This is a genomic window from Pseudomonas sp. TE3895 (genome assembly GCF_056278855.1).
On record NZ_JBWBQE010000001.1, the window covers coordinates 4191032 to 4213104 of the forward strand.

19 protein-coding genes are annotated in these 22073 nt (G+C 63.7%); 18 read left to right on the forward strand and 1 reads right to left on the reverse strand.

Annotated features, from left to right (window positions below):
• Nucleotides 1–62: 62 nt before the first annotated feature.
• The 6 genes from ACZ889_RS18820 (at nucleotide 63) to ACZ889_RS18845 (ending at nucleotide 8016) form a co-directional block, all read left to right on the forward strand.
• Nucleotides 63–581, forward strand: a complete 519-nt coding sequence (locus ACZ889_RS18820; RefSeq protein WP_003248334.1) for an Hcp family type VI secretion system effector — start codon at nucleotides 63–65, stop codon at nucleotides 579–581.
• Between the two features lie 95 nt (nucleotides 582–676).
• On the forward strand, nucleotides 677–1762 hold the full coding sequence (gene tssA / locus ACZ889_RS18825; RefSeq protein ID WP_180690006.1) for a type VI secretion system protein TssA: 1086 nt from the start codon (nucleotides 677–679) through the stop codon (nucleotides 1760–1762).
• 167 nt (nucleotides 1763–1929) lie between these two features.
• Complete coding sequence (locus ACZ889_RS18830; protein WP_180690005.1) at nucleotides 1930–4446, forward strand: excinuclease ABC subunit UvrA; 2517 nt, start codon at nucleotides 1930–1932, stop codon at nucleotides 4444–4446.
• 84 nt (nucleotides 4447–4530) lie between these two features.
• Nucleotides 4531–6180, forward strand: coding sequence for an MFS transporter (locus ACZ889_RS18835; RefSeq protein ID WP_476257679.1), 1650 nt, complete (start codon nucleotides 4531–4533; stop codon nucleotides 6178–6180).
• Nucleotides 6177–7310 carry an HlyD family secretion protein gene (locus tag ACZ889_RS18840; protein WP_014756600.1) on the forward strand — a complete coding sequence of 378 codons (1134 nt, stop codon included), beginning with the start codon at nucleotides 6177–6179 and terminating at the stop codon, nucleotides 7308–7310. Before ACZ889_RS18835 ends, ACZ889_RS18840 begins: the two co-directional genes overlap by 4 nt.
• 103 nt (nucleotides 7311–7413) lie before the next feature.
• The gene (locus ACZ889_RS18845) at nucleotides 7414–8016 is read left to right on the forward strand and encodes a hypothetical protein (protein WP_012052422.1); all 603 of its coding nucleotides are present in this window, start codon (nucleotides 7414–7416) and stop codon (nucleotides 8014–8016) included.
• A 36-nt stretch (nucleotides 8017–8052) separates the two neighbouring features.
• On the opposite strand, the gene ACZ889_RS18850 is transcribed toward ACZ889_RS18845, so the two are convergent.
• Nucleotides 8053–8928, reverse strand: a complete 876-nt coding sequence (locus ACZ889_RS18850; RefSeq protein WP_003248329.1) for an AEC family transporter — start codon at nucleotides 8926–8928, stop codon at nucleotides 8053–8055.
• Between the two features lie 427 nt (nucleotides 8929–9355).
• Between ACZ889_RS18850 and ACZ889_RS18855 the strand changes: the two genes are divergently transcribed.
• The 12 genes from ACZ889_RS18855 (at nucleotide 9356) to eco (ending at nucleotide 22011) form a co-directional block, all read left to right on the forward strand.
• Nucleotides 9356–10654, forward strand: coding sequence for an MFS transporter (locus tag ACZ889_RS18855; RefSeq protein WP_003248327.1), 1299 nt, complete (start codon nucleotides 9356–9358; stop codon nucleotides 10652–10654).
• 81 nt (nucleotides 10655–10735) lie between these two features.
• A complete protein-coding gene (locus ACZ889_RS18860) occupies nucleotides 10736–11044 on the forward strand; it encodes a hypothetical protein (RefSeq protein WP_476257680.1) in 309 nt (102 codons plus the stop codon).
• Between the two features lie 49 nt (nucleotides 11045–11093).
• Entirely contained in the window at nucleotides 11094–11645 is a 552-nt protein-coding gene (locus tag ACZ889_RS18865; protein ID WP_104961774.1) for a YbhB/YbcL family Raf kinase inhibitor-like protein, read from the forward strand.
• 554 nt (nucleotides 11646–12199) lie between these two features.
• Entirely contained in the window at nucleotides 12200–13261 is a 1062-nt protein-coding gene (locus ACZ889_RS18870) for a 3-deoxy-7-phosphoheptulonate synthase (protein WP_003248320.1), read from the forward strand.
• A gap of 80 nt (nucleotides 13262–13341) precedes the next feature.
• Nucleotides 13342–13623: a peptidylprolyl isomerase gene (locus ACZ889_RS18875; RefSeq protein WP_003248318.1), complete on the forward strand. Its 282-nt coding sequence runs from the start codon at nucleotides 13342–13344 to the stop codon at nucleotides 13621–13623.
• Nucleotides 13624–13636: 13 nt separating this feature from the next.
• The gene (locus ACZ889_RS18880; RefSeq protein ID WP_476257681.1) at nucleotides 13637–15565 is read left to right on the forward strand and encodes an extracellular solute-binding protein; all 1929 of its coding nucleotides are present in this window, start codon (nucleotides 13637–13639) and stop codon (nucleotides 15563–15565) included.
• Entirely contained in the window at nucleotides 15562–16620 is a 1059-nt protein-coding gene (locus tag ACZ889_RS18885; RefSeq protein ID WP_014860337.1) for a microcin C ABC transporter permease YejB, read from the forward strand. The genes ACZ889_RS18880 and ACZ889_RS18885 overlap by 4 nt, the downstream gene beginning before the upstream one ends.
• A complete protein-coding gene (locus ACZ889_RS18890; protein ID WP_392511689.1) occupies nucleotides 16620–17636 on the forward strand; it encodes an ABC transporter permease in 1017 nt (338 codons plus the stop codon). Before ACZ889_RS18885 ends, ACZ889_RS18890 begins: the two co-directional genes overlap by 1 nt.
• Before the next feature lie 59 nt (nucleotides 17637–17695).
• Nucleotides 17696–19078 (forward strand): sigma-54 interaction domain-containing protein, encoded by a 1383-nt coding sequence (locus ACZ889_RS18895; RefSeq protein ID WP_476257682.1) that lies wholly within the window; start codon nucleotides 17696–17698, stop codon nucleotides 19076–19078.
• 225 nt (nucleotides 19079–19303) lie between these two features.
• Nucleotides 19304–20695 (forward strand): GntP family permease, encoded by a 1392-nt coding sequence (locus tag ACZ889_RS18900; RefSeq protein WP_319901280.1) that lies wholly within the window; start codon nucleotides 19304–19306, stop codon nucleotides 20693–20695.
• Nucleotides 20696–20705: 10 nt separating this feature from the next.
• On the forward strand, nucleotides 20706–21476 hold the full coding sequence (gene hbdH, locus ACZ889_RS18905; protein WP_047604879.1) for a 3-hydroxybutyrate dehydrogenase: 771 nt from the start codon (nucleotides 20706–20708) through the stop codon (nucleotides 21474–21476).
• 55 nt (nucleotides 21477–21531) lie between these two features.
• The gene (gene eco / locus ACZ889_RS18910) at nucleotides 21532–22011 is read left to right on the forward strand and encodes a serine protease inhibitor ecotin (RefSeq protein ID WP_476257683.1); all 480 of its coding nucleotides are present in this window, start codon (nucleotides 21532–21534) and stop codon (nucleotides 22009–22011) included.
• Nucleotides 22012–22073 lie beyond the last annotated feature (62 nt).

The window sequence follows — 22073 nt, forward strand, 5'->3', positions numbered from 1 at the left end:
CGAGGTCAAAACCAAGGGGCGCATGAGCAACCCTTTACATGTTGTTAATGGAGAGCTTCACAATGGCATTTGACGCGTATATCCAAATCGACGGCATCCCAGGCGAAGTACTGGATGAAAAACACAAGGACTGGATCGAAGTGCTGGGCTACGAGTACGGCGCCACCCAGGCTACGTCGGCAACCGCCAGCTCTTCGGGCGGTGCGTCCTCCGAGCGCGTTGCCCTGAGCGACTTCAAGATCCGCAAGGCAGTCGACAAGGCATCGGCCAAACTGTTCGAACACTGCTGCACCGGCAAGCACATCGCCAAGCTGAAGCTGAACGTGAACCGCGCCGGTGGCGACAAGGTCACCTACCTGACCATCGACATGGAAGAAGTGGTGGTCTCTTCGGTCAGGTTTGTCGCCGGTGGCAACCAGAGTGGTGAAGACAAGGCGGTCAGCGACCTGCCAGTTGAAGAAATCAGCTTCAACTTTGCCCGCATCAAAACCACCTACACCCAGCAGAACCGCACCGACGGCCAGGCCGGCGGCAACATCGTAGGTGGCTGGGACCGCACCGCGAACAAAGTGTTTGCCTAAGCACGTACCGAACCATGGGCCGCTTCGGCGGCCTGTGTTCCGCAGCGCGCCGGGTTTTCTGGCGCGCTGTTCACTAGCCATGTCCAGAGTGTTCTATGCCTGAAATTCTCGATGACCTCTCGCTGGCCACACTGGTCGCCCCTATCGAGGGTGGCAGTGGCGAAGACTTGAGCTTCTCTGCCTTGTTCGACCAGATCAAGGAGGCACGCCGGGCGGACCCTGACTACCTGACCCAGGGCGACTGGCAAACCGACTTGAAGACTGCCGACTGGGAGCAGGTGATCAACCTGTCGGCTCAAGGGCTTGCGCAGCAAAGCAAAGACCTGATGCTGGTGGCCTGGCTCTGCGAGGGGCTGGCACAGCGTGAACACTTCGAAGGCATCACCTTTGGCCTCGAGCTGACCGAACAGCTCCTGGTTGCGTTCTGGGAAACGCTGTATCCCACCCTCGAAGACGGCCTGGACGAGCGCGCGGCGCGACTGTCCTGGTTGAAGACCACGCTCACCGACATTGCCGGTGGCTTGCCCATTATCCAAGGGCAGCATTTTGGCGTGTTGCGCTATGACGAGTCACGCCATGTAGAAAACCTCGCCTTGCAAAACCCCAAGGCAATGCAGACAGCGCTGAACGAAGGCAAGATCAACGCCGAGATCTTCCAGCGCTCGGTAGCGCTTACCGACACCGATTACCTGCGCGCCAAGGCCCAGCAGATCGCGAACAGCCTGAAAGCGTGCAAACGCCTGCAGGCCAGCGCCGACCGCCTGTTCGGCCACGAGGCGCCCAGCTTTGCCAGCCTTGCCGACATGCTTTCGCGTGCCAGCCAGCTGGCGGAAAAACTGCTCAAGGACCGCGGCGTCGAGCTACACCCCGCCATCCCGGAAGAAGCACAGCCACAGGCCATGGCTGCCAACCTCCACGAAGCAGGTGAACCGATGAATGCCACGCCCCCGACGACCGCGCCAGCAGCCTTGCGCACCACCCCGCTGACCCGCGACGAGGCATTCACCATGCTTGCGGGCATCGCCCAGTACTTCAAACAGAGCGAACCGCAAAGCCCGGTACCCTACTTGATCGAACGTGCGATCAAGTGGGGCAACATGCCGTTGGAAGGCTGGTTGAGTGACGTGATCAAGGACAACAATGTGGTGGACAACATCCGCGATGTGCTGGGCACCCGCTAGGGGCTGCAATAAAAGCCTTGAGACGAACGTCAGGTAAGGCGAAGACAGCCGGCGCCCTGCCACCCCACCGGCTCCATCGGGTAGATTCCTTGACTGCTGCCCACGCAAGGGCGCTGCAATTGCTGTTAACTTGAGCGCACTGCTCAGCTTCAGACAAGGACTGCTTCATGCCTCCAAGCCCGACCACCCCAAGCGGTTTCATCCGCGTCCGTGGCGCCCGCGAGCACAACCTGAAGAACATCGATGTCGATATTCCCCGCGATGCCTTGGTGGTGTTCACCGGCGTGTCCGGCTCGGGCAAGTCCTCGTTGGCGTTCTCCACGCTGTATGCCGAAGCCCAGCGGCGTTATTTCGAATCGGTGGCGCCCTATGCCCGGCGCCTGATCGACCAGGTTGGCGTGCCGGATGTCGATGCCATCGACGGGCTGCCGCCGGCGGTGGCCCTGCAGCAACAACGCGGCACGCCGAGTGCACGTTCCTCGGTGGGTAGCGTGACCACCTTGTCCAGTTCGATCCGCATGCTCTATTCACGCGCAGGCCACTATCCGGCCGGGCAAGCGATGCTGTACGCCGAAGACTTTTCTCCGAACACGCCCCAGGGCGCTTGCCCGCAGTGCCATGGCCTGGGCCGTGTCTACGAGGTGACCGAAGCGACCATGGTTCCCGACCCGTCGCTGACCATTCGTGAGCGTGCGGTGGCGGCGTGGCCAATGGCGTGGCAAGGGCAAAACCTGCGCGACATTCTGGTCACGCTGGGCTATGACGTCGATATCCCTTGGCGCGACCTGCCTCAGGCGCAGCGCGACTGGATCCTGTTCACTGAAGAGACGCCCACCGCCCCCGTGTATGCCGGCCTGACCCCGGCGCAGACCCGCGAAGCGCTCAAGCGCAAGCTGGAGCCCAGCTATCAAGGCACGTTCATGGGTGCCCGCCGTTACGTGCTGCATACCTTCATGCACTCGCAGAGCGCGCAGATGCGCAAGCGTGTGGCCCAGTACATGCGCCCCAGCCCCTGCCCGCTGTGCCAGGGCAAACGCCTGAAGCGCGAAGCGCTGAGCGTGACCTTCGCCGGGCTGGACATCGCCGAACTGTCGCACCTGTCGTTGCAGGCGCTGGCCGAAGTGTTCCGCAAGGTGGCGGCAGCCGACTACCTGACCCGGCAGCAGGACGAGCTGACACTGGAAAAACGCCTGGCGGCCCAACGCATCGCCAACGAGCTGCTCGAACGCATGGATACGCTGCTTGACCTCGGCCTCGGTTACCTGGCCCTGGAGCGCAGCACCCCGACCTTGTCTTCTGGTGAACTGCAACGCCTGCGCCTGGCCACCCAGCTGAATTCGCAGCTGTTTGGAGTGGTTTACGTACTCGACGAGCCGTCGGCCGGCTTGCACCCGGCCGACAGTGAAGCGCTGTTCGAAGCCCTGCAGCGCCTGAAACAGGCTGGCAACTCGGTGTATGTGGTGGAGCACGACCTGGACACCATGCGCCGCGCCGACTGGCTGGTGGATGTAGGGCCAGCTGCCGGCGAACACGGCGGCACCATCCTCTACAGCGGGCCGCCCGCCGGCCTGGCCGAGGTGCAACAGTCATGCACCCGCACCTACCTGTTCGATGCCCCGGTACAGGCCACACGCGCCCCCCGCCAAGCACGCGACTGGCTGAAGCTTGAAGGCATCACGCGCAATAACCTCGATAACCTGAGCGCCGCATTTCCGTTGGGCTGCTTTACCGCCGTTACCGGTATTTCCGGCTCGGGCAAATCCAGCCTGGTCAGCCAGGCCCTGCTGGAACTGGTGGGGGCACACCTGGGCCATGCCGAGCAACGTAGCGAGCCCGAAGCGCAAAGCCTGGAAGACGAACCTGAACAGACCAGCAGCGGCCACGTAAGCGCCGGGCTTGGCAGCATCAAGCGGTTGGTGCAGGTTGACCAGAAACCGATCGGCCGTACGCCGCGCTCCAACCTGGCCACCTACACAGGCCTGTTCGACCACGTGCGCAAACGCTTCGCGGCTACCGAGCAGGCCAAGGCACAGGGCTTCGACGCCGGGCGCTTTTCCTTCAACGTTGCCAAGGGCCGGTGCGCCAACTGCGAGGGAGAGGGTTTCGTCAGCGTCGAGTTGCTGTTCATGCCCAGCGTGTACGCGCCCTGCCCGACCTGCCAGGGTGCCCGCTACAACCCCGAAACCCTGGCGGTGAGCTGGCAAGGCATGAACATCGCGCAAGTGCTGCAGTTGACCGTCGACCAGGCCCTGCAGGTTTTTGCCGAGCAACCGCCTGCCCGCCGTTGCCTGCAGGTGCTGCAGGATATCGGCCTGGGCTACTTGCGTCTGGGCCAACCGGCCACCGAGCTGTCCGGTGGTGAAGCGCAGCGGATCAAGCTGGCGACCGAACTGCAGCGCATGGCCCGTGGGGCGACCCTGTATGTGCTGGATGAGCCCACCAACGGCTTGCACCCGCAGGACATCGACCGGCTGCTGGTACAGTTGAACCGCCTGGTAGAAAGCGGGCATAGCGTGGTGGTGGTCGAACACGACATGCGAGTGGTGGCGCAAAGTGACTGGGTGATCGATATTGGCCCGGGGGCCGGGGATTCCGGGGGCAAGGTAGTGGTCAGCGGCACCCCGCAGGTGGTGGCCGGGTGTAAGGCAAGCCGCACGGCCGAGTTTCTGGCCAAAGCGTTGTAGTGGGCGGCGCTCAATCTCGACACCACCCCAAAAACCAAAGGACGCGCCTAGCAGCATCAAGCGCCGCTAAAGTAAAGTCTGCCGATGGATAAATACGCCCCCCGCCAGTGGCTCCCCCACGAAAAGCCCAGCCTGCCAGGCTCCCCTTCCACGCCCCTGCATTCGCCAGCCAAGCGTCTGGCCTATGGCGTGGTCGGCCTACTGGTGGCAATCACCGGTGGCCTGGGCAACGCGCTGGTCACCGCCAACCTGGTGTTTCTGCAAGGCGCCCTGGGTGCAACCACCGCGGAAATGGCCTGGCTGCCGGCCGCCTATGTGATGACCAACGTCTCCATCAACCTGCTGTTGGTGAAGTTCCGCCAACAGTTCGGCCTGCGAGCCTTCACCGAAGTGTTCCTGGTGCTGTACGTGGTGGTCACCTTCGCCCACCTGCTGGTCAACGACCTGAACTCTGCCATCGCCGTACGCGCGGCCCACGGCATGGTCGGCGCGGCGCTCAGCTCGCTGGGGCTGTACTACATGATTCAGGCCTTCCCGGCGCAATGGCGGCTCAAGGCCATGGTACTGGGCCTGGGTGCCTCGCAGCTGGCGCTACCGCTGGCACGGATCTTTTCTGAAGACCTTCTGCAAATTGCCGAATGGCGCGGGTTGTACCTGTTCGAGCTGGGCCTGGCACTCACCGCACTGGGTTGCGTACTGCTGCTGAAATTGCCGCCCGGTGACCGTTTTAAAACGTTCGAACCCCTCGACTTCCTGACCTTCACCTTGATCGCCAGCGGTACCGCACTGCTCTGCGCCGTACTGTCACTGGGGCGCATCGACTGGTGGCTGGAGACGCCGTGGATCGGCGTGGCACTGGCGGCGTCGATCGCGCTGGTCTTCAGCGGCCTGGCCATCGAGCACAATCGCCGCAACCCCTTGTTGATGACCCACTGGTTGGGTAGTGGCGCCATCATACGTCTGGCCCTGTGCGTGGTGCTGATCCGCATGGTGACCTCGGAACAGTCCACCGGCGCGGTCGGTTTCCTGCAGGCGCTGAACATGGGCAACGAGCAGATGCGCACGCTGTACTGGATCATGCTGTTAGGCGCTGTCACGGGCCTGGCCAGCAGCGCCCTCACCATCAACCCCAACCATTTGGTGATCCCGCTGTTCGTCTCGCTGCTGGCCATGGCCGCCGGCGCCTTCATGGACAGCAGTTCCAGCAACCTCACACGCCCGGCTCAAATGTACTTGAGCCAGTTCCTGCTGGCGTTCGGCAGCACGTTCTTCCTCGGCCCGTCGATGGCCCTGGGCATCAGCCATGTGCGCGCCAACCCGCGCAACCTGGTCAGTTTTTCGGTGTTGTTCGGCATCTGCAACAACCTCGGCGGCCTGATTGGTGCGGCGTTGTTGGGCACCTTCCAGACCTGGCGGGAAAAGTTTCACTCCAGCCACCTGATGGATCGCCTCAGCTACCTGGAACCCCTGGTCAATGCCCGCGTTCAAAGTGGGGGTGCCGGTTACGGCGGCATCATTGCCGACCCTGCCTTGCGCAGTGAAGCCGGCATGCGCCTGCTGGCCAGCGCTGCTACCCGTGAAGCGAACGTCATGGCCTACAACGATGTGTTCGTGCTGATCGGCAGCATCGCCATCCTGACCATGATCTGGATCTGTATCCGCAGTACCTGGCTCTGGCATGTGAAACGTCAGGCCACCCTTACCGACTCTACCCCCGGCGCGCCCACCCGATGACCGACGACACCCGCACCACGACCACCACCGCCATCGCCGAAACCCCGGAGGGCGTCACACCGCCCAGTGAACCAACCAGCCCGGTACGCACGCGGCGGGTGCGCATCCTGTCATCCATCAGCTTCGCCGCGGTGGCGTTGGCCGGCATCCTGTTGGTGCTGTATGCCTGGCGCCTGCCGCCATTCAGCAGCGCCATCGAAAGCACCGAGAACGCCCTGGTGCGGGGCCAGGTGACCATCATCGGCCCGCAGCTCAGCGGCTACGTCATCGATGTACCGGTGCATGACTTCCAGTTCGTCAAGGCCGGCGACTTGCTGGTGCAACTGGACGACCGTATCTACAAACAACGCCTTGCCCAAGCCAGCGCCCAGCTGCAACAGCAGTTGGCGGCCCTGGCCAACAACCAGCAGCAGCGCAAAAGCGCCGAAGCGACCATTGCCCAGCGCCAGGCCGCCATCGGCGATGCTGCGGCCCAGGCGGCCAAAGCCAAGGCTGACCTCGGCCGCAACCAGGCGCTGGTCAACGATGGATCGGTGTCGCGCCGCGACCTGGACCTGGCCCGTGCCAGCGAGGCCGCTGCCGTCGCCAGCCTGGCCCAGGCCAGGGCGGCGCTGGAAATCGCCCGCCAGGACCGTGAGACCGTGGTGGTCAACCGGGCCGCACTCGAGGCCTCGGTGGAGAACGCCAAGGCCGCCGTGGAGCTGGCACGCATCGACCTCGACAACACCCGCGTCACGGCCCCGCGCGATGGCCAGCTGGGGCAGATCGGCACCCGCCTGGGTGCTTATGTCAACTCCGGCGCGCAGCTCATGGCGCTGGTGCCCGACACCCTTTGGGTGATTGCCAACATGAAGGAAACCCAGATGGCCAATGTGCGTATCGGCCAGCCCGTGAGCTTTACCGTAGACGCGCTGAACCACCGGAAGCTACGGGGCCATGTGCAGCAGATTTCGCCGGCCACCGGCTCTGAATTCGCCTTGCTGCAGGCGGACAACGCCACTGGCAACTTCGTCAAGATCGCCCAGCGCATACCGGTGCGCATCACGGTGGATGCCGACCAGCCGACTGCCAGGCATCTGCGCCCAGGGATGTCGGTGGTGGTCAGTATCGACACCCGGGGCGAACAGTGATGTAACCCCGACAGCCCCTGCAGGGATGCCGTCGTGCCACGATTGCGCCGCTCTAACCCGTGGGTTTTAATCGCGCACGATCCGTCGCCAAGGAAGTTTCACCATGTACAGGAAGATCGTGCCACTGGCATTGCTGGCAACACTGGCCGGTTGCTCCGACAGCCAGGACACCATCAAGGCCCGTTTCCACAAGGCTGTCCAGGCCTCCCTGGATACCCGGTACCCACACTGTTTCGTCATCAGTTCGTTCCCTACCAAGACCCAGGACTTCGACGTGCACGGCACCAACAAGGCGTTGCACGCCCTGGCGCAGGTAGGCGTGGTCAGCGAGAAGGAAATTTCGCGCACCGAAATACCGGCCCGGCTGTGGTCGCCGGCACGCACGGATATCTACTACGCCTACGACCTGACCGATGAAGGCCGCAAATACTACAAGGCGGGCGCCGGGCTGTGTTTCGGCAAGGCACAAGTGACGGCAATCGAGCAGTTCAGTGAGCCGAGCGAGGCAACCGGACAGAAGCTGTCGAATGTGACCTATGCCTACAAGATCATCGAGTTGCCGGCGTGGGCCGCCAATGATCAGGTGAAAGCCAGCATCGCCGGCTTGGGCCAGGCGGTGGCCAGCCATGCTGCCCCGCTCAAGGAAACCCGAACCCTGGTGCTGACCAGCCAAGGCTGGGTGGATGACCAGTTGTCGGTCCAGTAGCCCGAAGCCTGTACCGGCACTATCGTCGGTAAAGGCCTACATCCACCAGGCCAGGACCACCGGTAACCAGGCAAACGACAGCACCGTCGAGCACATCACCAGGTTCGCCACCTGCTCTGGCTCACGGTTGGCCCGCACCGCCATCAGGTAGTTGAACACGGCTACCGGCATCGCCGACTGCACCATCAGCACCGCACGCTCCAGGCTGTCCATACCCAGTACCGCGCCCACTGCCCAGCCCACCGCAGCCCCCAGGCCAATGCGCAAACCGCCCAGCAGCATGCCGCTGCCCACGTGACGCAGGCGAATGCTGGCCAGTGACACCCCCAGGGTCAGCAGCATGAGCGGAATGGTCATGCCGCCCAGCAGGTCTGCGGTGTTGGCCAGCCAACGCGGCAGTTCGAAATCGAGAAAAATGATGGGCATGCCGCCGGCCAGGCTGATGACGATAGGGTTGCGCAGCAACGCCTTGAGCGAAGCCGCCGTGCCGGAGATGGCCATGCCGATGGTGAACTGAACGATCGACAGGGTCAGGAAAAATGCCACGGCCAGGGCCAGGCCATGCTCACCGAAGGCATACAGACTGATCGGCAGGCCCATGTTGCCGGTATTAGGGAACATGAACGCCGGCAGCAGTACCCGCCAGTGCATGCCCGACGCGCGACACACCAGCAAAGCGGCCAAGGCCATCCCCAAGGTGCACAGCAAGCACGCCACGGCCATGCTGGTAAAGGCATTCGGGTCCAGGTCGGTACGACTGAGGGTGGACAGTACCAGCGAAGGTGTGCCGACGGTCATCACCACCCGGGCGATGAAATCAGTGGGGTAATCCAGGCCCTTGCGGGCCCAGGCAAAACCAATGCCGGCGACGATGAAAACCGGGGCCAGGACTGCGAACAGCGACGCGAACATGGGGGGCCTTCCTTGGTGGGGTTCAGCATTATGCCGCACTCAGTGAGAGTACCGGGCCGATCTCACCGCACGCAGGCGCCGCCATCGAAAATGTCTGTGGAAGACATGTTCATGTCGCGCTGAGACTGCGGCGTCTCGTCGCACACCCTGGCCCCTTGGGCAAAAGCGTCCAAGCCCGTAGAATCCCGCTTCCTTTTCGCCCGTCGCCTTGAACGGTGGCAACCAGTAGCAATGACAGAGTCAGCGCCTGAACACATGAACGCACATGTGAAGTAGGCTCAACCCTCCCCGCCCGGCCCATCTCCCATAGCGCCCAGCGGTTGAGTCTTGCCCAGGTCGCATCCGTGTCGCCACTCGCCCCTTGCCGGGTCGAGCCGGTGTGCGCGCCGAGAAGGTGCTCATTCCGCTCATCCAACTAGAGGTACGTATGTCTCCGCGTTTGCTGGCCATGGCGCTGGCGCCCCTGCTCGGGCTGTTCATCATTGCCCTGGGCAACGGCTTCATGTCTTCCCTGACCACCCTGCGCCTGGGCGCCGCCGGTGAGTCTGCAACCACCATTGGTATCGTCTCGTCGACCTACTTCATCGGCCTGACCCTCGGCGCCATCTTCAACGACCGGCTGATCCTGCGCATCGGCCACATCCGCGCCTACACCAGCTTCGCCTCGCTGATCGCCGTGACCATCCTGCTGCAAGGGTTGTTCTACGAGGTCACCTGGTGGTCGGTGCTACGCCTGATCAACGGCTGGGCCGCAGTGGGCGTGTTCCTGGTGATCGAAAGCTGGCTGCTGCTGGCCGGCGACGCGAAAATCCGCGGCCGCCTACTGGCGCTGTACATGATCGCCTTCTACGGCGCCGGGGTAATCGCCCAGGCCGGCCTTGGCGAAATCACCCAGCTAGGCGATACCGCCCCGTTCATGCTGGCCGGCGTGCTGGCCGCCCTGTCGGTGTTGCCGATCGTGATCCTGCCGCGGGTGTCGCCGCTGCTGGACCAGGTCGAACCCCTCAAACCCCGCCAGTTGCTGGGCGTGGCACCGTCGGGCCTGGTCGGCTGCTTCGGTTCGGGCGTAGCGATTGCCGGCATCTATGCCCTGCTGCCACTGTACTTGCAGCGCATCGGCCTGGAGGTGGGTGAAGTTGGCAACATGATGGCTTGGGTGATCCTTGGCGCGATGCTGCTGCAATACCCGGTCGGGCGCTGGTCCGACCGCAAGGACCGCCTCGATGTGCTGCTCGCGCTGGCCGCGTTGTGCGTTGTCCTGTCGCTTGTAACGGTGTTCCTGCCATCGGACTCGTTCCTGCTGCCGGCCATGCTGTTCCTGCTGGGTGGTGGCGTGTTCACCCTGTACCCGGTGGCGGTCAGCCATGCGGCCGACCGCGCGCCGTCCGATGCGCTGGTGCCGATGATCCAGGGCCTGCTGCTGATCAACTCGCTGGGCTCGGCCATGGCACCGGTGGCCATTTCGCCGATGATGACCGAGTTTGGCGAGGCTGGGCTGTTCTGGGCGTTTGCCGTGGTCAACCTGGCCATGGTGTGCTTCTTCATGTGGCGCCGCGGCAAGCGCCCGGCGGCAGAGCACCCGGCGCCGTTCACCGCTTCGACCACCTTCTCGCCAACCGGTGCCGAGTTGCGGGTGACCGAAGACCTGATGCATGCGGCGCAGGAGCATCCGCCGCTGGAGCCGGTCGAAACCCCGGCACCCGCACAGCGCTCGGAATCTTGTTGATTGCCACTCGTCGCCCAGAAGGCACCCCGCCAGCCGCTGCCAGCCAAACGAATGACAGATCTTGCACAAAGGAGAAGTCCCATGATCCGCATTCGCCCGCTGTCTCTGTGCCTGGCGCTGGCCCTGACCAGCCTCACCGGCGCTGCCTTCGCCGCCACCGACACCCCTACCGACAGCCATCCGCAAACTGACCAATCCGGCGGCAAGACCGCCGGTGAAGGCAGCAGCGTCAACAGCCCCGGTAGCAGCAAAGGTAACGACAGCAGTGACACCGGCAGCAACGCCGATGCCGCCGACGTTGCCACTGGCGGCTCCAACAGTACAGGCGAAGCCACTGGCTCTGGTGCCGGGGCCAGCGGAGGTACTGCCGAGGACCAGGACAGCCGCTGAAGCAGACCTGGACTAGACTAAGCCCTTGACGCCCTGCCAAGGATTGACCATGCACCTCAGACACTGGCTGTTCGCTGCTTTGCTGCCCTGCACAGCGTTAGCCGCCGCAGGCGGCCAAGGCGCGATGTCGGTCAGTTCCTCGTCTTTCACCGATGGCGGCGTCATTGCCCTGCAACAGGTCGGCCAGGACCCGGCATGCGGGGCCGGTGAAGAGCGGACCCCGCAACTGAGCTGGGACAACCTGCCCGCAGGTACGCGGTCGCTGGCCCTGATCATGTTCGACCCGGACGGTGGCAAGGGCGTGGGTGTGGTGCACTGGGTGGCCTACAACATCGATCCCGAACACGATGGGCTCAAGGAAGGCATGGCGGGGTTGAGCGGGCCCTACGTGACAGTGGGCCGCAACTCCCGTGGCACCCAGAGCTACCGCGGCCCCTGTCCACCCGCCGGCGACAACCCCCATCATTACGCCCTGACCCTGATTGCCACCGACCTGCCCTTGGGTACCTTGCCCGAGGGGCTGGACCGCAGCGGCCTGCTGCAACTGCTGCAAGGCCACGCCCTGGGGGCGCAGAGCCTGGTCGGGCGCTACGGCCATTGAACCAGTCAGTACAAAAATAAATGATCGGCCCTATAGCATTTATCCATTGAATGGCCCGCCCGAACTAAAGTAAGCTCGGGCTCATTCACTGGAGAGCAACATGCCGAAACACACCCGCAACCCCGCCAACCACACCGGTCGCAGCCTGCGCCCTGTGCTGGCCGTTGCCGGCTGCGTGGCACCTGCCAGCTATTACTTTGGGTATTGGTTTAGCCACTAGGCGCCGATACCCACCCGGCGCCCACCTTCGAGGGGCCGCCGAACATGAGAATACTCAAACCCCCGGTCGGCTTCCCGACCGGGGGTTTTGCTTTTCAGGCCTTTGACCAACACCGATTCACCTTGAGGACAGATTCATGAACTACGCCACTTATTACTACGCAAACACCTCCGCCTGGCGATTTAGCCAATCCCGTTCGGGCCAGCCTGCCGCCTCCGATCGGTCTTCTACAGGTGGCAATGCAGCAGCCAATACGAATTCAACGATCTGTCGAACACCTCGATAGGGCCGACCATGCGGGCTTGAACCCGCTGTCCGCCCAGGGAAAAACGCCATGCACGCTTCCAGCCTCGCCCTGCCCCTGACCCAGCCGCAAGCGGCCAACACCACTGTCAGCAAACGCCTGCCCAGCCCGCACCTGCTCAAGCAACAGATGCCACTGCCCAGCGAACTGGCCCAGCAAGTCCAGGCCCATCGCCAGGCCATCCGCAACATCCTCGAAGGCCGCGACCCGCGCCTGCTGGTCATCGTCGGCCCCTGCTCGATTCATGACCCGCGCTCGGCCCTGGAATACGCCGACCGCCTGGCCGCCCTTGGCCGCGAAGTCAACGACAAGCTGCTGCTGGTGATGCGCGCCTACGTCGAAAAACCGCGTACTACAGTAGGCTGGAAAGGCCTGGCCTACGACCCGCACCTCGATGGCAGTGACGACATGCACTCGGGTATCGCCTTATCCCGCGGGCTCATGCTGAACATGATCGAACGCGGCCTGCCAATTGCCACCGAGTTGCTGCAACCGATGGCCGCCGGCTACTTCGACGACCTGTTGGCCTGGGCCGCGATCGGCGCACGCACCACCGAATCGCAAATCCACCGCGAAATGGTCAGTGGCCTGGAGCTGCCGGTCGGCTTCAAGAACGGTACGGACGGCGGCATCGCCATCGCCAGCGACGCCATGCGCAGCGCGGCCCACCCACACCGCCACTTCGGTATGGATGCACAGGGCCACCCGGCGATCATCGAGACCTTGGGCAACCCGGACACACACCTTGTACTGCGTGGCGGCCACAAAGGCCCGAACCACGATGCCAACAGCATCGCCATGGCCCGCCAGGCGTTGGCCAAGGCCGGTCTGCAGGCACGGATCATGGTCGATTGCAGCCACGCCAACAGCGGTAAGGACCCGGCGCGCCAGCCAGCGGTCTTCAATGATGTGCTGGAGCAGCGCCTGGCCGGCGACCGTTCGTTGGTCGGCGTCATGATCGAAGGGCACTTGTTCGATGGCTGCCAGGCGCTGGGCAAGGGCACACTGAAATACGGTGTGTCGATTACCGACGGCTGCCTGGGCTGGGCCTCCACCGAAACCCTGTTGCGTGAGGCGGCACAAAAACTGTAGGCCAATGGTTGTAAGCCTGGCGAGACATACCCCGGACAAGTGCGCTAGGCTTGCCTTTTTACCCCCAAGGAGCAGTACCCATGGCCCGTGCAACCGCCCGCCACATTCTGGTCAGCAGCGAAGACAAGTGCAACGAACTCAAAGCCCAGATCGAAGCAGGCGCCGACTTCGCTGAAATCGCCAAAGCCAACTCCACCTGCCCGTCCAGCCGTCAGGGCGGTGACCTGGGCTCGTTCGGCCCAGGCCAGATGGTCAAGGAATTCGACACCGTGGTCTTCAGCGCCCCGGTCAACACCGTGCAAGGCCCGGTGAAGACCCAGTTTGGCTACCACCTGCTGGAAGTGACCAGCCGCCAGGACTGATTCACCCCTCCCGGTGATCAGACCCCCTGTGGGAGCGGGTTTACCCGCGAAGAGGCCAGACCAGACAACCTCGTTGCCTGCTCCGACGCATTCGCGGGTAAACCCGCTCCCACAAGTATTGTGGGGGCTTGTATTTTCGTGCATAGGCTTTACGGTCCAGGCCGCTCCCACCCACGCCCTCACGGTCTACGGTGAAGCCCCCCGCTACGCCGCCAGCTTCCGGCATTTCGACTATGTAAACCCCTCCGCCCCCAAGGGCGGCATCTTGCGCCGCTCGGCCATCGAGATCGGCCAGTTCGACCATATCCTCCCCTATATCGACAAAGGCATCGGTGTCAGCGAAGTCGATGGCCTGCTGTACGCGCCACTGGCGGTACGCTCGTACGATGAACCCTATACCGTTTACGGCCTGATCGCGCGGCGCATGGAGCGCGGCCCCAATGATGAGTGGCTACGTTTCGACATCGACCCACGCGCCACCTTCGCCGATGGCAAGCCGGTGCGCGCCGAAGACGTTCGTTTCACCTTCGAACTGCTGATGAGCAAGGGCAGCCTCAAGTACCGTACCCAGTTTGCCGACGTGGCCGGCGTGACCGTAGAAAGCCTGCTCAGCGTGCGATTCGACTTGAAGCCCGAGCACGGCCGCACCCTGGCACTGGACCTCGCAAGCCTGCCGGTAATGCCCGAGCACGACCTGCAGCAGCGCGACTTTGCCAACGGTGCCGGCTTCGACAAGCCAGTCGGCAGCGGGCCATACCGCATCGGGCGCATCGACAACGGCCGCAGCATCACCTTCGAACGCGCCCCGGCATGGTGGGCACGTGACCTGCCAGCCAGCCGTGGCCGCTACAATTTCGACAAGCTGCGCATCGAGTACTTCGGCGATACCGAAGTGGCGCGCCAGGTACTCAAAGGCGGTGGCTACGACTACAACCGCGAGTTCTCCGCCACGGCCTACACCTTGGGCTACAACGGTGCGCAACTGGACGACGGCCGCCTGCAGCGCGCCCACCTGGGCCCGGCCAAACCGCAGGTGGCTCAGGGTTTCGTATTCAACCTCGACCAGCCGCAGTTCAAGGACCGCCGTGTGCGGCAGGCGCTGGGTATGTTATGGGACTTCGAGTGGAGCAACCGGCAGATGATGCGCAACCTGTACATCCGCCAGCAAAGCGTGTTCTCCAATACGCCGTTGGCCGCTCGCCAGTTGCCGGATGCGGGTGAGTTGAAGCTGCTCGCCCCCTTGCGCGGCCAAGTGCCAGATGAAGTGTTCACCACGGTGTTCACTGCCCCGGTCACCGACGGCTCGGGGATCATCCGTCAACAGCAGTTGCAGGCCCTGGCCCTGCTCGAACAAGCCGGCTGGCGCCCCGAAGGCGACCGCCTGGTCAATAGCCAGGGCACGCCGCTGGCGTTCACGTTCCTCAATGGCCAGGCGGGCCTTGAACGTCTGCTGCTGCCGTGGAAGCGCAACCTGGCCCAGATCGGCGTGACCCTGAACATCCGCAATGTCGACTCGGCCCAGTACGTAAACCGGCTGATGGCGCGCGATTACGACATGATCGTCACCGGCTACCCGGTCACCCTGTCGCCGGGTGCCGAGTTGTACAACTACTTTGGCTCGGCGGCCGCTCACGACCCCGGCTCGAACAACCTGATGGTCCTGCAGGACCCGGCCGTAGACCACCTGATCGACGGCCTGGTCCGCGCCGACACCCAGGCCGACATGCTGCGCCACGCCCATGCCCTGGACCGCGTGCTGCAATGGAATTATTACTGGATCCCCAACTACTACCCGCCAGGCAGCTCCACCGCCTGGTGGAACCGCTTCGGCCTGCCCAAGGTCCAGGCCACCTATGACGAGGGCCTGGACACCTGGTGGGAGGTAAGCCCTACCCCGCTGACCAACGCGCAGATGGCCGAACGCCGGAAGGCCTCGCCATGACCGCTTATATCCTGCGCCGTCTGTTGCTGATCATCCCGACGCTGCTGGCAATCCTGCTGGTCAATTTCGCCATCGTCCAGGCCGCGCCGGGTGGGCCGGTGGAGCAAGCCGTGGCGCGTCTGCAGGGCCTCGGTGGCGGCGCACCCGGCGCGCGAACTGAAGTGGTCCATGGCGAATCCCGGGCCACACGCGGCCTGGACCCGAAACTGATCGAAGAGATCAAGCGCCAGTATGGCTTCGACAAATCCGCCCCCGAGCGGCTTTGGTTGATGCTCGGCCAATATGCCCGGCTGGACTTTGGCAACAGCTTCTTCCGCGGCGCCAAAGTCACCGACCTGATTCTCGACAAGTTGCCGGTCACCCTGTCGCTGGGCTTCTGGGCCACGCTGATCACCTACCTGGTGTCGATTCCGCTGGGCATCCGCAAGGCGATGCGCCACGGCAGCCGCTTCGATGCCTGGAGCAGCGCGTTGATCGTGATCGGTTACGCCCTGCCTTCGTTCCTGTTCGCATTGCTGCTGATCGTACTGTTTGCCGGCGGCACTTCGCTCAACTGGTTCCCGGTGCGCGGCCTGGTCTCGGACAATTTCGACGAGCTCAGCCTGCTGGGCAAGGTCGCCGACTACTTCTGGCACCTGGTGCTGCCGGTCGCGGCCCTGGTGATCGGTGGGTTCGCCACCCTCACGCTGTTGACCAAGAATGCCTTCCTCGACGAGGTTTCCCGCCAATACGTGGTCACTGCCCGGGCCAAGGGCCTTAGCGAACGCCGCGTGCTGTATGGCCACGTGTTGCGCAACGCCATGCTGCTGGTGGTGGCCGGGCTGCCACAGGCGCTGATCACCGTGTTTTTTGCCGGCTCGTTGCTGATCGAGGTGATCTTCTCGCTCGATGGCCTGGGCCGCATGAGCTATGAGGCGGCGGTGTCGCGGGACTACCCGGTGGTGTTCGGCACGCTGTTCATCTTCACCCTGGCGGGCCTGCTGATTCGCCTGCTCGGTGACCTGTCTTACACCCTGCTCGACCCGCGCATCGACTTCGATACGAGGGCGCACTGATGCTATCGCCCCTGTCGCGCCGTCGCCTGCAACGTTTTCGCCGCCACCGCCTGGGCTGGGTGTCGCTGTGGTTGTTTGCCGGCCTTCTGCTGCTGAGCCTTTGCGCCGAACTGGTGGCCAACGACAAGCCACTGCTGCTGGGCTACAAGGGCAATGTGTACGTGCCGGCGCTCAAACGCTATACCGAGCAGCAGTTCGGCGGGCAACTGCCGTTTCAGCCCGACTACCGCAGCGCCTATGTGCGCCAACTGATCGCGGAACAGGGTGGCTGGATGCTGTTCGCACCTATCCCGTTCAGTGCCGACACACCAAATTACGACCTGCAGGTGCCCACCCCCAGCCCGCCCAGTGCCAGCAACTGGCTAGGCACCGACGACCAAGGCCGTGACGTGCTGGCGCGGGTGCTTTATGGCACGCGGGTATCGCTGCTGTTCGCCTTCGCCCTGACCGTGGTCAGTGTGCTCATTGGCGTGGCGGCGGGCGCCCTGCAAGGCTACCACGGGGGCTGGGTCGACCTGCTCGGCCAGCGCTTGCTGGAAGTATGGTCGGGGTTGCCAGTGTTGTATCTGTTGATCATCCTCAGCGGTTTCGTCGAGCCGGATTTCTGGTGGTTGCTGGGGATCATGGCGCTGTTCTCCTGGCTGACCCTGGTCGACGTCGTGCGCGCCGAGTTCCTGCGTGGGCGCAACCTGGAGTATGTAAAGGCTGCGCGGGCGTTGGGGTTACCGGACAGCCAGGTAATGTTGCGGCATATCTTGCCCAATGCCATGAATGCCACGCTGACCTATGTGCCGTTCATGCTGACCGGGGCGATCACCACACTGACCGCGCTGGACTTCCTGGGCTTTGGCATGCCAGCGGGCAGCGCCTCGCTGGGCGAGTTGGTGACCCAGGGCAAGCAGCACCTGGAGGCACCGTGGTTGGGCTTTACCGCGTTCTTCGCGCTGGCGGTGATCCTGTCGCTGCTGGTGTTTATCGGGGATGCCTTGCGTGAGGCGTTTGACCCCCGACGATGAGTTTTCAGGCCTGGCCTTTTCGCGGGCTTGTGCCAATACATGATTCAGGATGTTCACCCATGCACGACAGCGACAGCCTCAAGGACTACCCCCAGGTACGGCAACTGGCGATCCGCTCACTGTTCGAGATCATCGAGCAGTCCAGCGAGGGCACGGTGATCGTCGACCGCCAGGCACGCATCGTCTGGATGAACGAACGCTACGCCCGACGCTTTGGCCTGGCCGACGCTGCCAGTGCCATCGGCCAGCCTTGCGAAACGGTGATCCCCGGCAGCCTGATGCGCGACGTGGTGAGCAATGGCCGGCCCATCCTGCTGGACATGCTCGACACACCGAACGAGCCATTGGTGGTCATGCGCCTGCCCATCCACGATGACCAGGGCGCGCTGATCGGCGCCATTGGCTTTGCCCTGTTCGACGAACTGCGCAGCCTGTCGCCGCTGCTCAAGCGCTACGCCAGCATGCAGCAGGAACTGGCCTCGACCCGCTCGCAACTGCGCGCCCGCCAGGCCAAATACAGCTTCGCCCAGTTCGTAGGCAGCAGCGCGCCCAGCCTGGAAGCCAAACGACGTGCCCGGCGTGGCGCCGGCAGTGATTCGCCCGTGTTGCTGCTGGGCGAAACCGGCACCGGCAAGGAGCTGCTGGCCCACGCCATTCACGCAGCGTCGGCACGGGCACACAAAGCTTTTGTCAGCATCAACAGCGCAGCCATCCCGGAGACGCTGCTGGAAGCCGAATTCTTCGGTACTGCGCCGGGTGCCTTTACCGGTGCCGACCGCAAGGGCCGCAGCGGCAAGCTGCAACTGGCCGAAGGCGGCACGCTGTTCCTCGACGAGATCGGCGACATGCCGCTGGCCCTGCAGAGCAAACTGCTGCGGGTGCTGCAGGAAAAGGAATACGAACCGGTCGGGTCGAACCAGATGCTGCGCAGCGATGTGCGCATCATTGCCGCCACCTCCATCGACCTGCAGGCTGCCATGGCCCGCGGGGCCTTCCGCGCCGACCTGTACTACCGGCTGAACGTGCTGCCGATCGATGTTCCGCCGTTGCGGCAACGGCTGGAGGACCTGCCCGCGCTGTGCGAGGCCATATTGGCTGAGCTGGGCAGCCAGTACGAGCTGGAAGCTGAAGCGCAGCAACTGCTGGCCAGGCATGCGTGGCCGGGGAACATTCGCGAGCTGCGCAATGTGCTGGAGCGCGCGACCCTGCTGGCGGATCAGCCCCGGTTGGGGGTTGCGGACCTGCGTGCGGCATTGGGGCCATTGAGCCCGCTGGCTGAAGCGCCCGTGCGGCAGAGCTACCGTGACGCGTGCGAGGCCTTTGAACGCGACCTGATTGCCGGGGCGCTGGCCGAACAGGGAGGAAAAGTGCCAGAGGCAGCGGCAGCCTTAGGGCTGGGGCGGTCGACGCTGTACAAGAAGATGGTGGCACTTGGTCTCTGATTGGAGACTTTTGTTTCTGATTTGAGATTACCGCCAGAGCTCCGCCCTTTAACACAGGCAAGCCAGCGATGGGCTGTAAGGCAGCCCATGGCGTCTCTGAATGTAGACACAGACTTCTAACAAAACCCTTTAACCCTTACAAATCAGCCAGTTACATAGTTGGCACGATTCCCGCTATCTCCTGCTCAACGATAAAAACAAGACTCACCCAGGAGACCCACCCCGATGACCGTGCTCATCGCACTCGCTGCTTTGGCCTTGCTGATGCTGGCCGCCTACCGCGGTTACAGCGTAATCCTCTTCGCCCCCATTGCCGCCCTCGGCGCTGTCCTGCTCACCGACCCTGCTGCCGTCGCCCCTGCGTTCACGGGGGTGTTCATGGAGAAAATGGTCGGTTTCATCAAACTGTACTTCCCGGTATTCCTGCTGGGCGCGGTGTTCGGCAAGCTGATCGAGCTGTCCGGCTTCTCCCGCTCGATCGTCGCCGCGGCCATCCGCCTGCTCGGCACCCGCCAGGCGATGCTGGTCATCGTACTGGTCTGTGCCCTGCTCACTTACGGCGGTGTTTCGCTGTTCGTGGTGGTGTTCGCGGTGTACCCGTTCGCCGCCGAAATGTTCCGTCAGAGCAACATCCCCAAACGCCTGATCCCGGCCACCATCGCCCTAGGCGCATTCTCGTTCACCATGGACGCCCTGCCCGGCACCCCACAGATCCAGAACATCATCCCCAGCACCTTCTTCAACACCACCGCCTGGGCCGCACCGTGGCTGGGCCTGATCGGCACGCTGTTCGTGTTCCTTACCGGCATGGCCTACCTGCAGCGCCAGCGCAACAAGGCCCTGCGCGCCGGTGAAGGTTATGGCACCGACTTGCGCAACGAACCGGAAACCGCTGCCGACCTGAGCCTGCCCAACCCCTGGCTGGCGCTGTCGCCGCTGCTACTGGTGGGGGTGATGAACCTGGTGTTCACCCACTGGATACCGCATTGGTACGGCCCCAGTCACAGCCTGCAATTGCCAGGCATGAGTGCACCGGTACAAAGCGACGTGACCAAGCTGACGGCCATCTGGGCTGTGCAGGCCGCGTTGCTGGTGGGCATCCTGATGGTCCTGGTGTGCGCCTTTGGCGCCATTCGTACACGCCTGGCCGAAGGCACCAAAAGCGCGGTGGGTGGCGCCTTGCTGGCAGCCATGAACACCGCCTCGGAATACGGCTTTGGCGCGGTAATCGCCTCGCTGCCGGGTTTTCTGGTGCTGGCCGATGCCTTGCGCGGCATCCCCAACCCCTTGGTGAACGAAGCCATCACCGTGACCTTGCTGGCCGGCATCACCGGCTCCGCTTCGGGCGGCATGAGCATCGCCCTGGCGGCCATGGGCGACACGTTCATCGCCGCCGCCCACGCGGCCGATATCCCGCTGGAAGTGCTACACCGGGTAGCCGCCATGGCCAGCGGCGGCATGGACACCCTGCCGCACAACGGCGCGGTGATCACCTTGCTGGCGGTGACCGGCCTCACCCACCGCGAGGCCTACAAGGACATTTTTGGTATTACCCTGATCAAGACCCTGGCGGTGTTCGTGGTCATCGCCACGTTCTACGCCACTGGCATCGTCTAAGGAGCATTGCATGACCCTTGAAGGCAAAACTGCACTCGTCACCGGTTCCACCAGCGGCATTGGCCTGGGCATCGCCCAGGTATTGGCCCGGGCTGGCGCCAACATCGTGCTCAACGGCTTTGGGGACCCGGGCCCCGCCATGGCGGAAATTGCCCGGCACGGGGTGAAGGTTGTGCACCACCCGGCCGACCTGTCGGATGTGATCCAGATCGAGGCCTTGTTCAACGTAGCCGAACGTGAGTTCGGCGGCGTCGACATCCTGGTCAACAACGCCGGTATCCAGCATGTGGCACCGGTTGAGCAGTTCCCGCCAGAAAGCTGGGACAAGATCATCGCCCTGAACCTGTCGGCCGTATTCCATGGCACGCGCCTGGCGCTGCCGGGCATGCGCACGCGCAACTGGGGGCGCATCATCAATATCGCTTCGGTGCATGGCCTGGTCGGCTCGATTGGCAAGGCAGCCTACGTGGCAGCCAAGCATGGTGTGATCGGCCTGACCAAGGTGGTCGGCCTGGAAACCGCCACCAGTCATGTCACCTGCAATGCCATATGCCCGGGCTGGGTGCTGACGCCGCTGGTGCAAAAGCAGATCGACGATCGTGCGGCCAAGGGTGGCGATCGGCTGCAAGCGCAGCACGATCTGCTGGCAGAAAAGCAACCGTCGCTGGCCTTCGTCACCCCCGAACACCTCGGTGAGCTGGTACTCTTCCTGTGCAGCGAGGCCGGTAGCCAGGTTCGCGGCGCCGCCTGGAACGTCGATGGTGGCTGGTTGGCCCAGTGACGGGCGGCCTGGGCCTGGCGACGGTCCCGCATTCGTTTATCAGCAAGGAGGCCTTATGCGCCCTACCCCAATGACCGCGATTCTGGCCCTGAGCCTGGCCGCCGCCGCACCTGCGATGGCCGCCAGCCTGAAGGACATCGCGCCCTACCCCGAGGCGGAAAAAGGCTTCACCCGGCAGGTTATCCACCTGCCGGCGCAGGCCGACGAGTCGGTCTATAAACTGGAAATCCTCGCTGGCAAGACGCTGCAGGTCGACTGCAATCGTCAGCGCCTGGGCGGCAACCTTGAAGCACGCACCCTGGAAGGCTGGGGCTACAATTACTACCGCCTGGACAACGTCAGCGGGCCGGCCAGCACGCTGATGGCCTGCCCGGACGGCAAGAAGACCGAGGCCTTCGTGCCGGTGGTCGGCGATGGCTTCCTGCTGCGCTACAACAGCAAGCTGCCGGTGGTGGTGTATGTGCCCAAGGATGTCGAAGTGCGCTACCGCGTGTGGTCGGCATCGCAGGATGTGCAGAAGGCTAAAGTAGAGTAGGCAGGACCGCTTTCTCTGCAGGGTCAGCCTCTTCGCAACACGAGGCTGATTCTGCCCTGAGC

What these genes read in the sequence shown, in the direction of transcription:
- ACZ889_RS18820 (WP_003248334.1), top strand. Translation starts at nt 63, where the DNA reads ATGGCATTTGACGCGTATATCCAAATCGACGGCATCCCAGGCGAAGTA.
- tssA (WP_180690006.1), top strand. Translation starts at nt 677, where the DNA reads ATGCCTGAAATTCTCGATGACCTCTCGCTGGCCACACTGGTCGCCCCT.
- ACZ889_RS18830 (WP_180690005.1), top strand. Translation starts at nt 1,930, where the DNA reads ATGCCTCCAAGCCCGACCACCCCAAGCGGTTTCATCCGCGTCCGTGGC.
- ACZ889_RS18835 (WP_476257679.1), top strand. Translation starts at nt 4,531, where the DNA reads ATGGATAAATACGCCCCCCGCCAGTGGCTCCCCCACGAAAAGCCCAGC.
- ACZ889_RS18840 (WP_014756600.1), top strand. Translation starts at nt 6,177, where the DNA reads ATGACCGACGACACCCGCACCACGACCACCACCGCCATCGCCGAAACC.
- ACZ889_RS18845 (WP_012052422.1), top strand. Translation starts at nt 7,414, where the DNA reads ATGTACAGGAAGATCGTGCCACTGGCATTGCTGGCAACACTGGCCGGT.
- ACZ889_RS18850 (WP_003248329.1), bottom strand. Translation starts at nt 8,928, where the DNA reads ATGTTCGCGTCGCTGTTCGCAGTCCTGGCCCCGGTTTTCATCGTCGCC.
- ACZ889_RS18855 (WP_003248327.1), top strand. Translation starts at nt 9,356, where the DNA reads ATGTCTCCGCGTTTGCTGGCCATGGCGCTGGCGCCCCTGCTCGGGCTG.
- ACZ889_RS18860 (WP_476257680.1), top strand. Translation starts at nt 10,736, where the DNA reads ATGATCCGCATTCGCCCGCTGTCTCTGTGCCTGGCGCTGGCCCTGACC.
- ACZ889_RS18865 (WP_104961774.1), top strand. Translation starts at nt 11,094, where the DNA reads ATGCACCTCAGACACTGGCTGTTCGCTGCTTTGCTGCCCTGCACAGCG.
- ACZ889_RS18870 (WP_003248320.1), top strand. Translation starts at nt 12,200, where the DNA reads ATGCACGCTTCCAGCCTCGCCCTGCCCCTGACCCAGCCGCAAGCGGCC.
- ACZ889_RS18875 (WP_003248318.1), top strand. Translation starts at nt 13,342, where the DNA reads ATGGCCCGTGCAACCGCCCGCCACATTCTGGTCAGCAGCGAAGACAAG.
- ACZ889_RS18885 (WP_014860337.1), top strand. Translation starts at nt 15,562, where the DNA reads ATGACCGCTTATATCCTGCGCCGTCTGTTGCTGATCATCCCGACGCTG.
- ACZ889_RS18890 (WP_392511689.1), top strand. Translation starts at nt 16,620, where the DNA reads ATGCTATCGCCCCTGTCGCGCCGTCGCCTGCAACGTTTTCGCCGCCAC.
- ACZ889_RS18895 (WP_476257682.1), top strand. Translation starts at nt 17,696, where the DNA reads ATGCACGACAGCGACAGCCTCAAGGACTACCCCCAGGTACGGCAACTG.
- ACZ889_RS18900 (WP_319901280.1), top strand. Translation starts at nt 19,304, where the DNA reads ATGACCGTGCTCATCGCACTCGCTGCTTTGGCCTTGCTGATGCTGGCC.
- hbdH (WP_047604879.1), top strand. Translation starts at nt 20,706, where the DNA reads ATGACCCTTGAAGGCAAAACTGCACTCGTCACCGGTTCCACCAGCGGC.
- eco (WP_476257683.1), top strand. Translation starts at nt 21,532, where the DNA reads ATGCGCCCTACCCCAATGACCGCGATTCTGGCCCTGAGCCTGGCCGCC.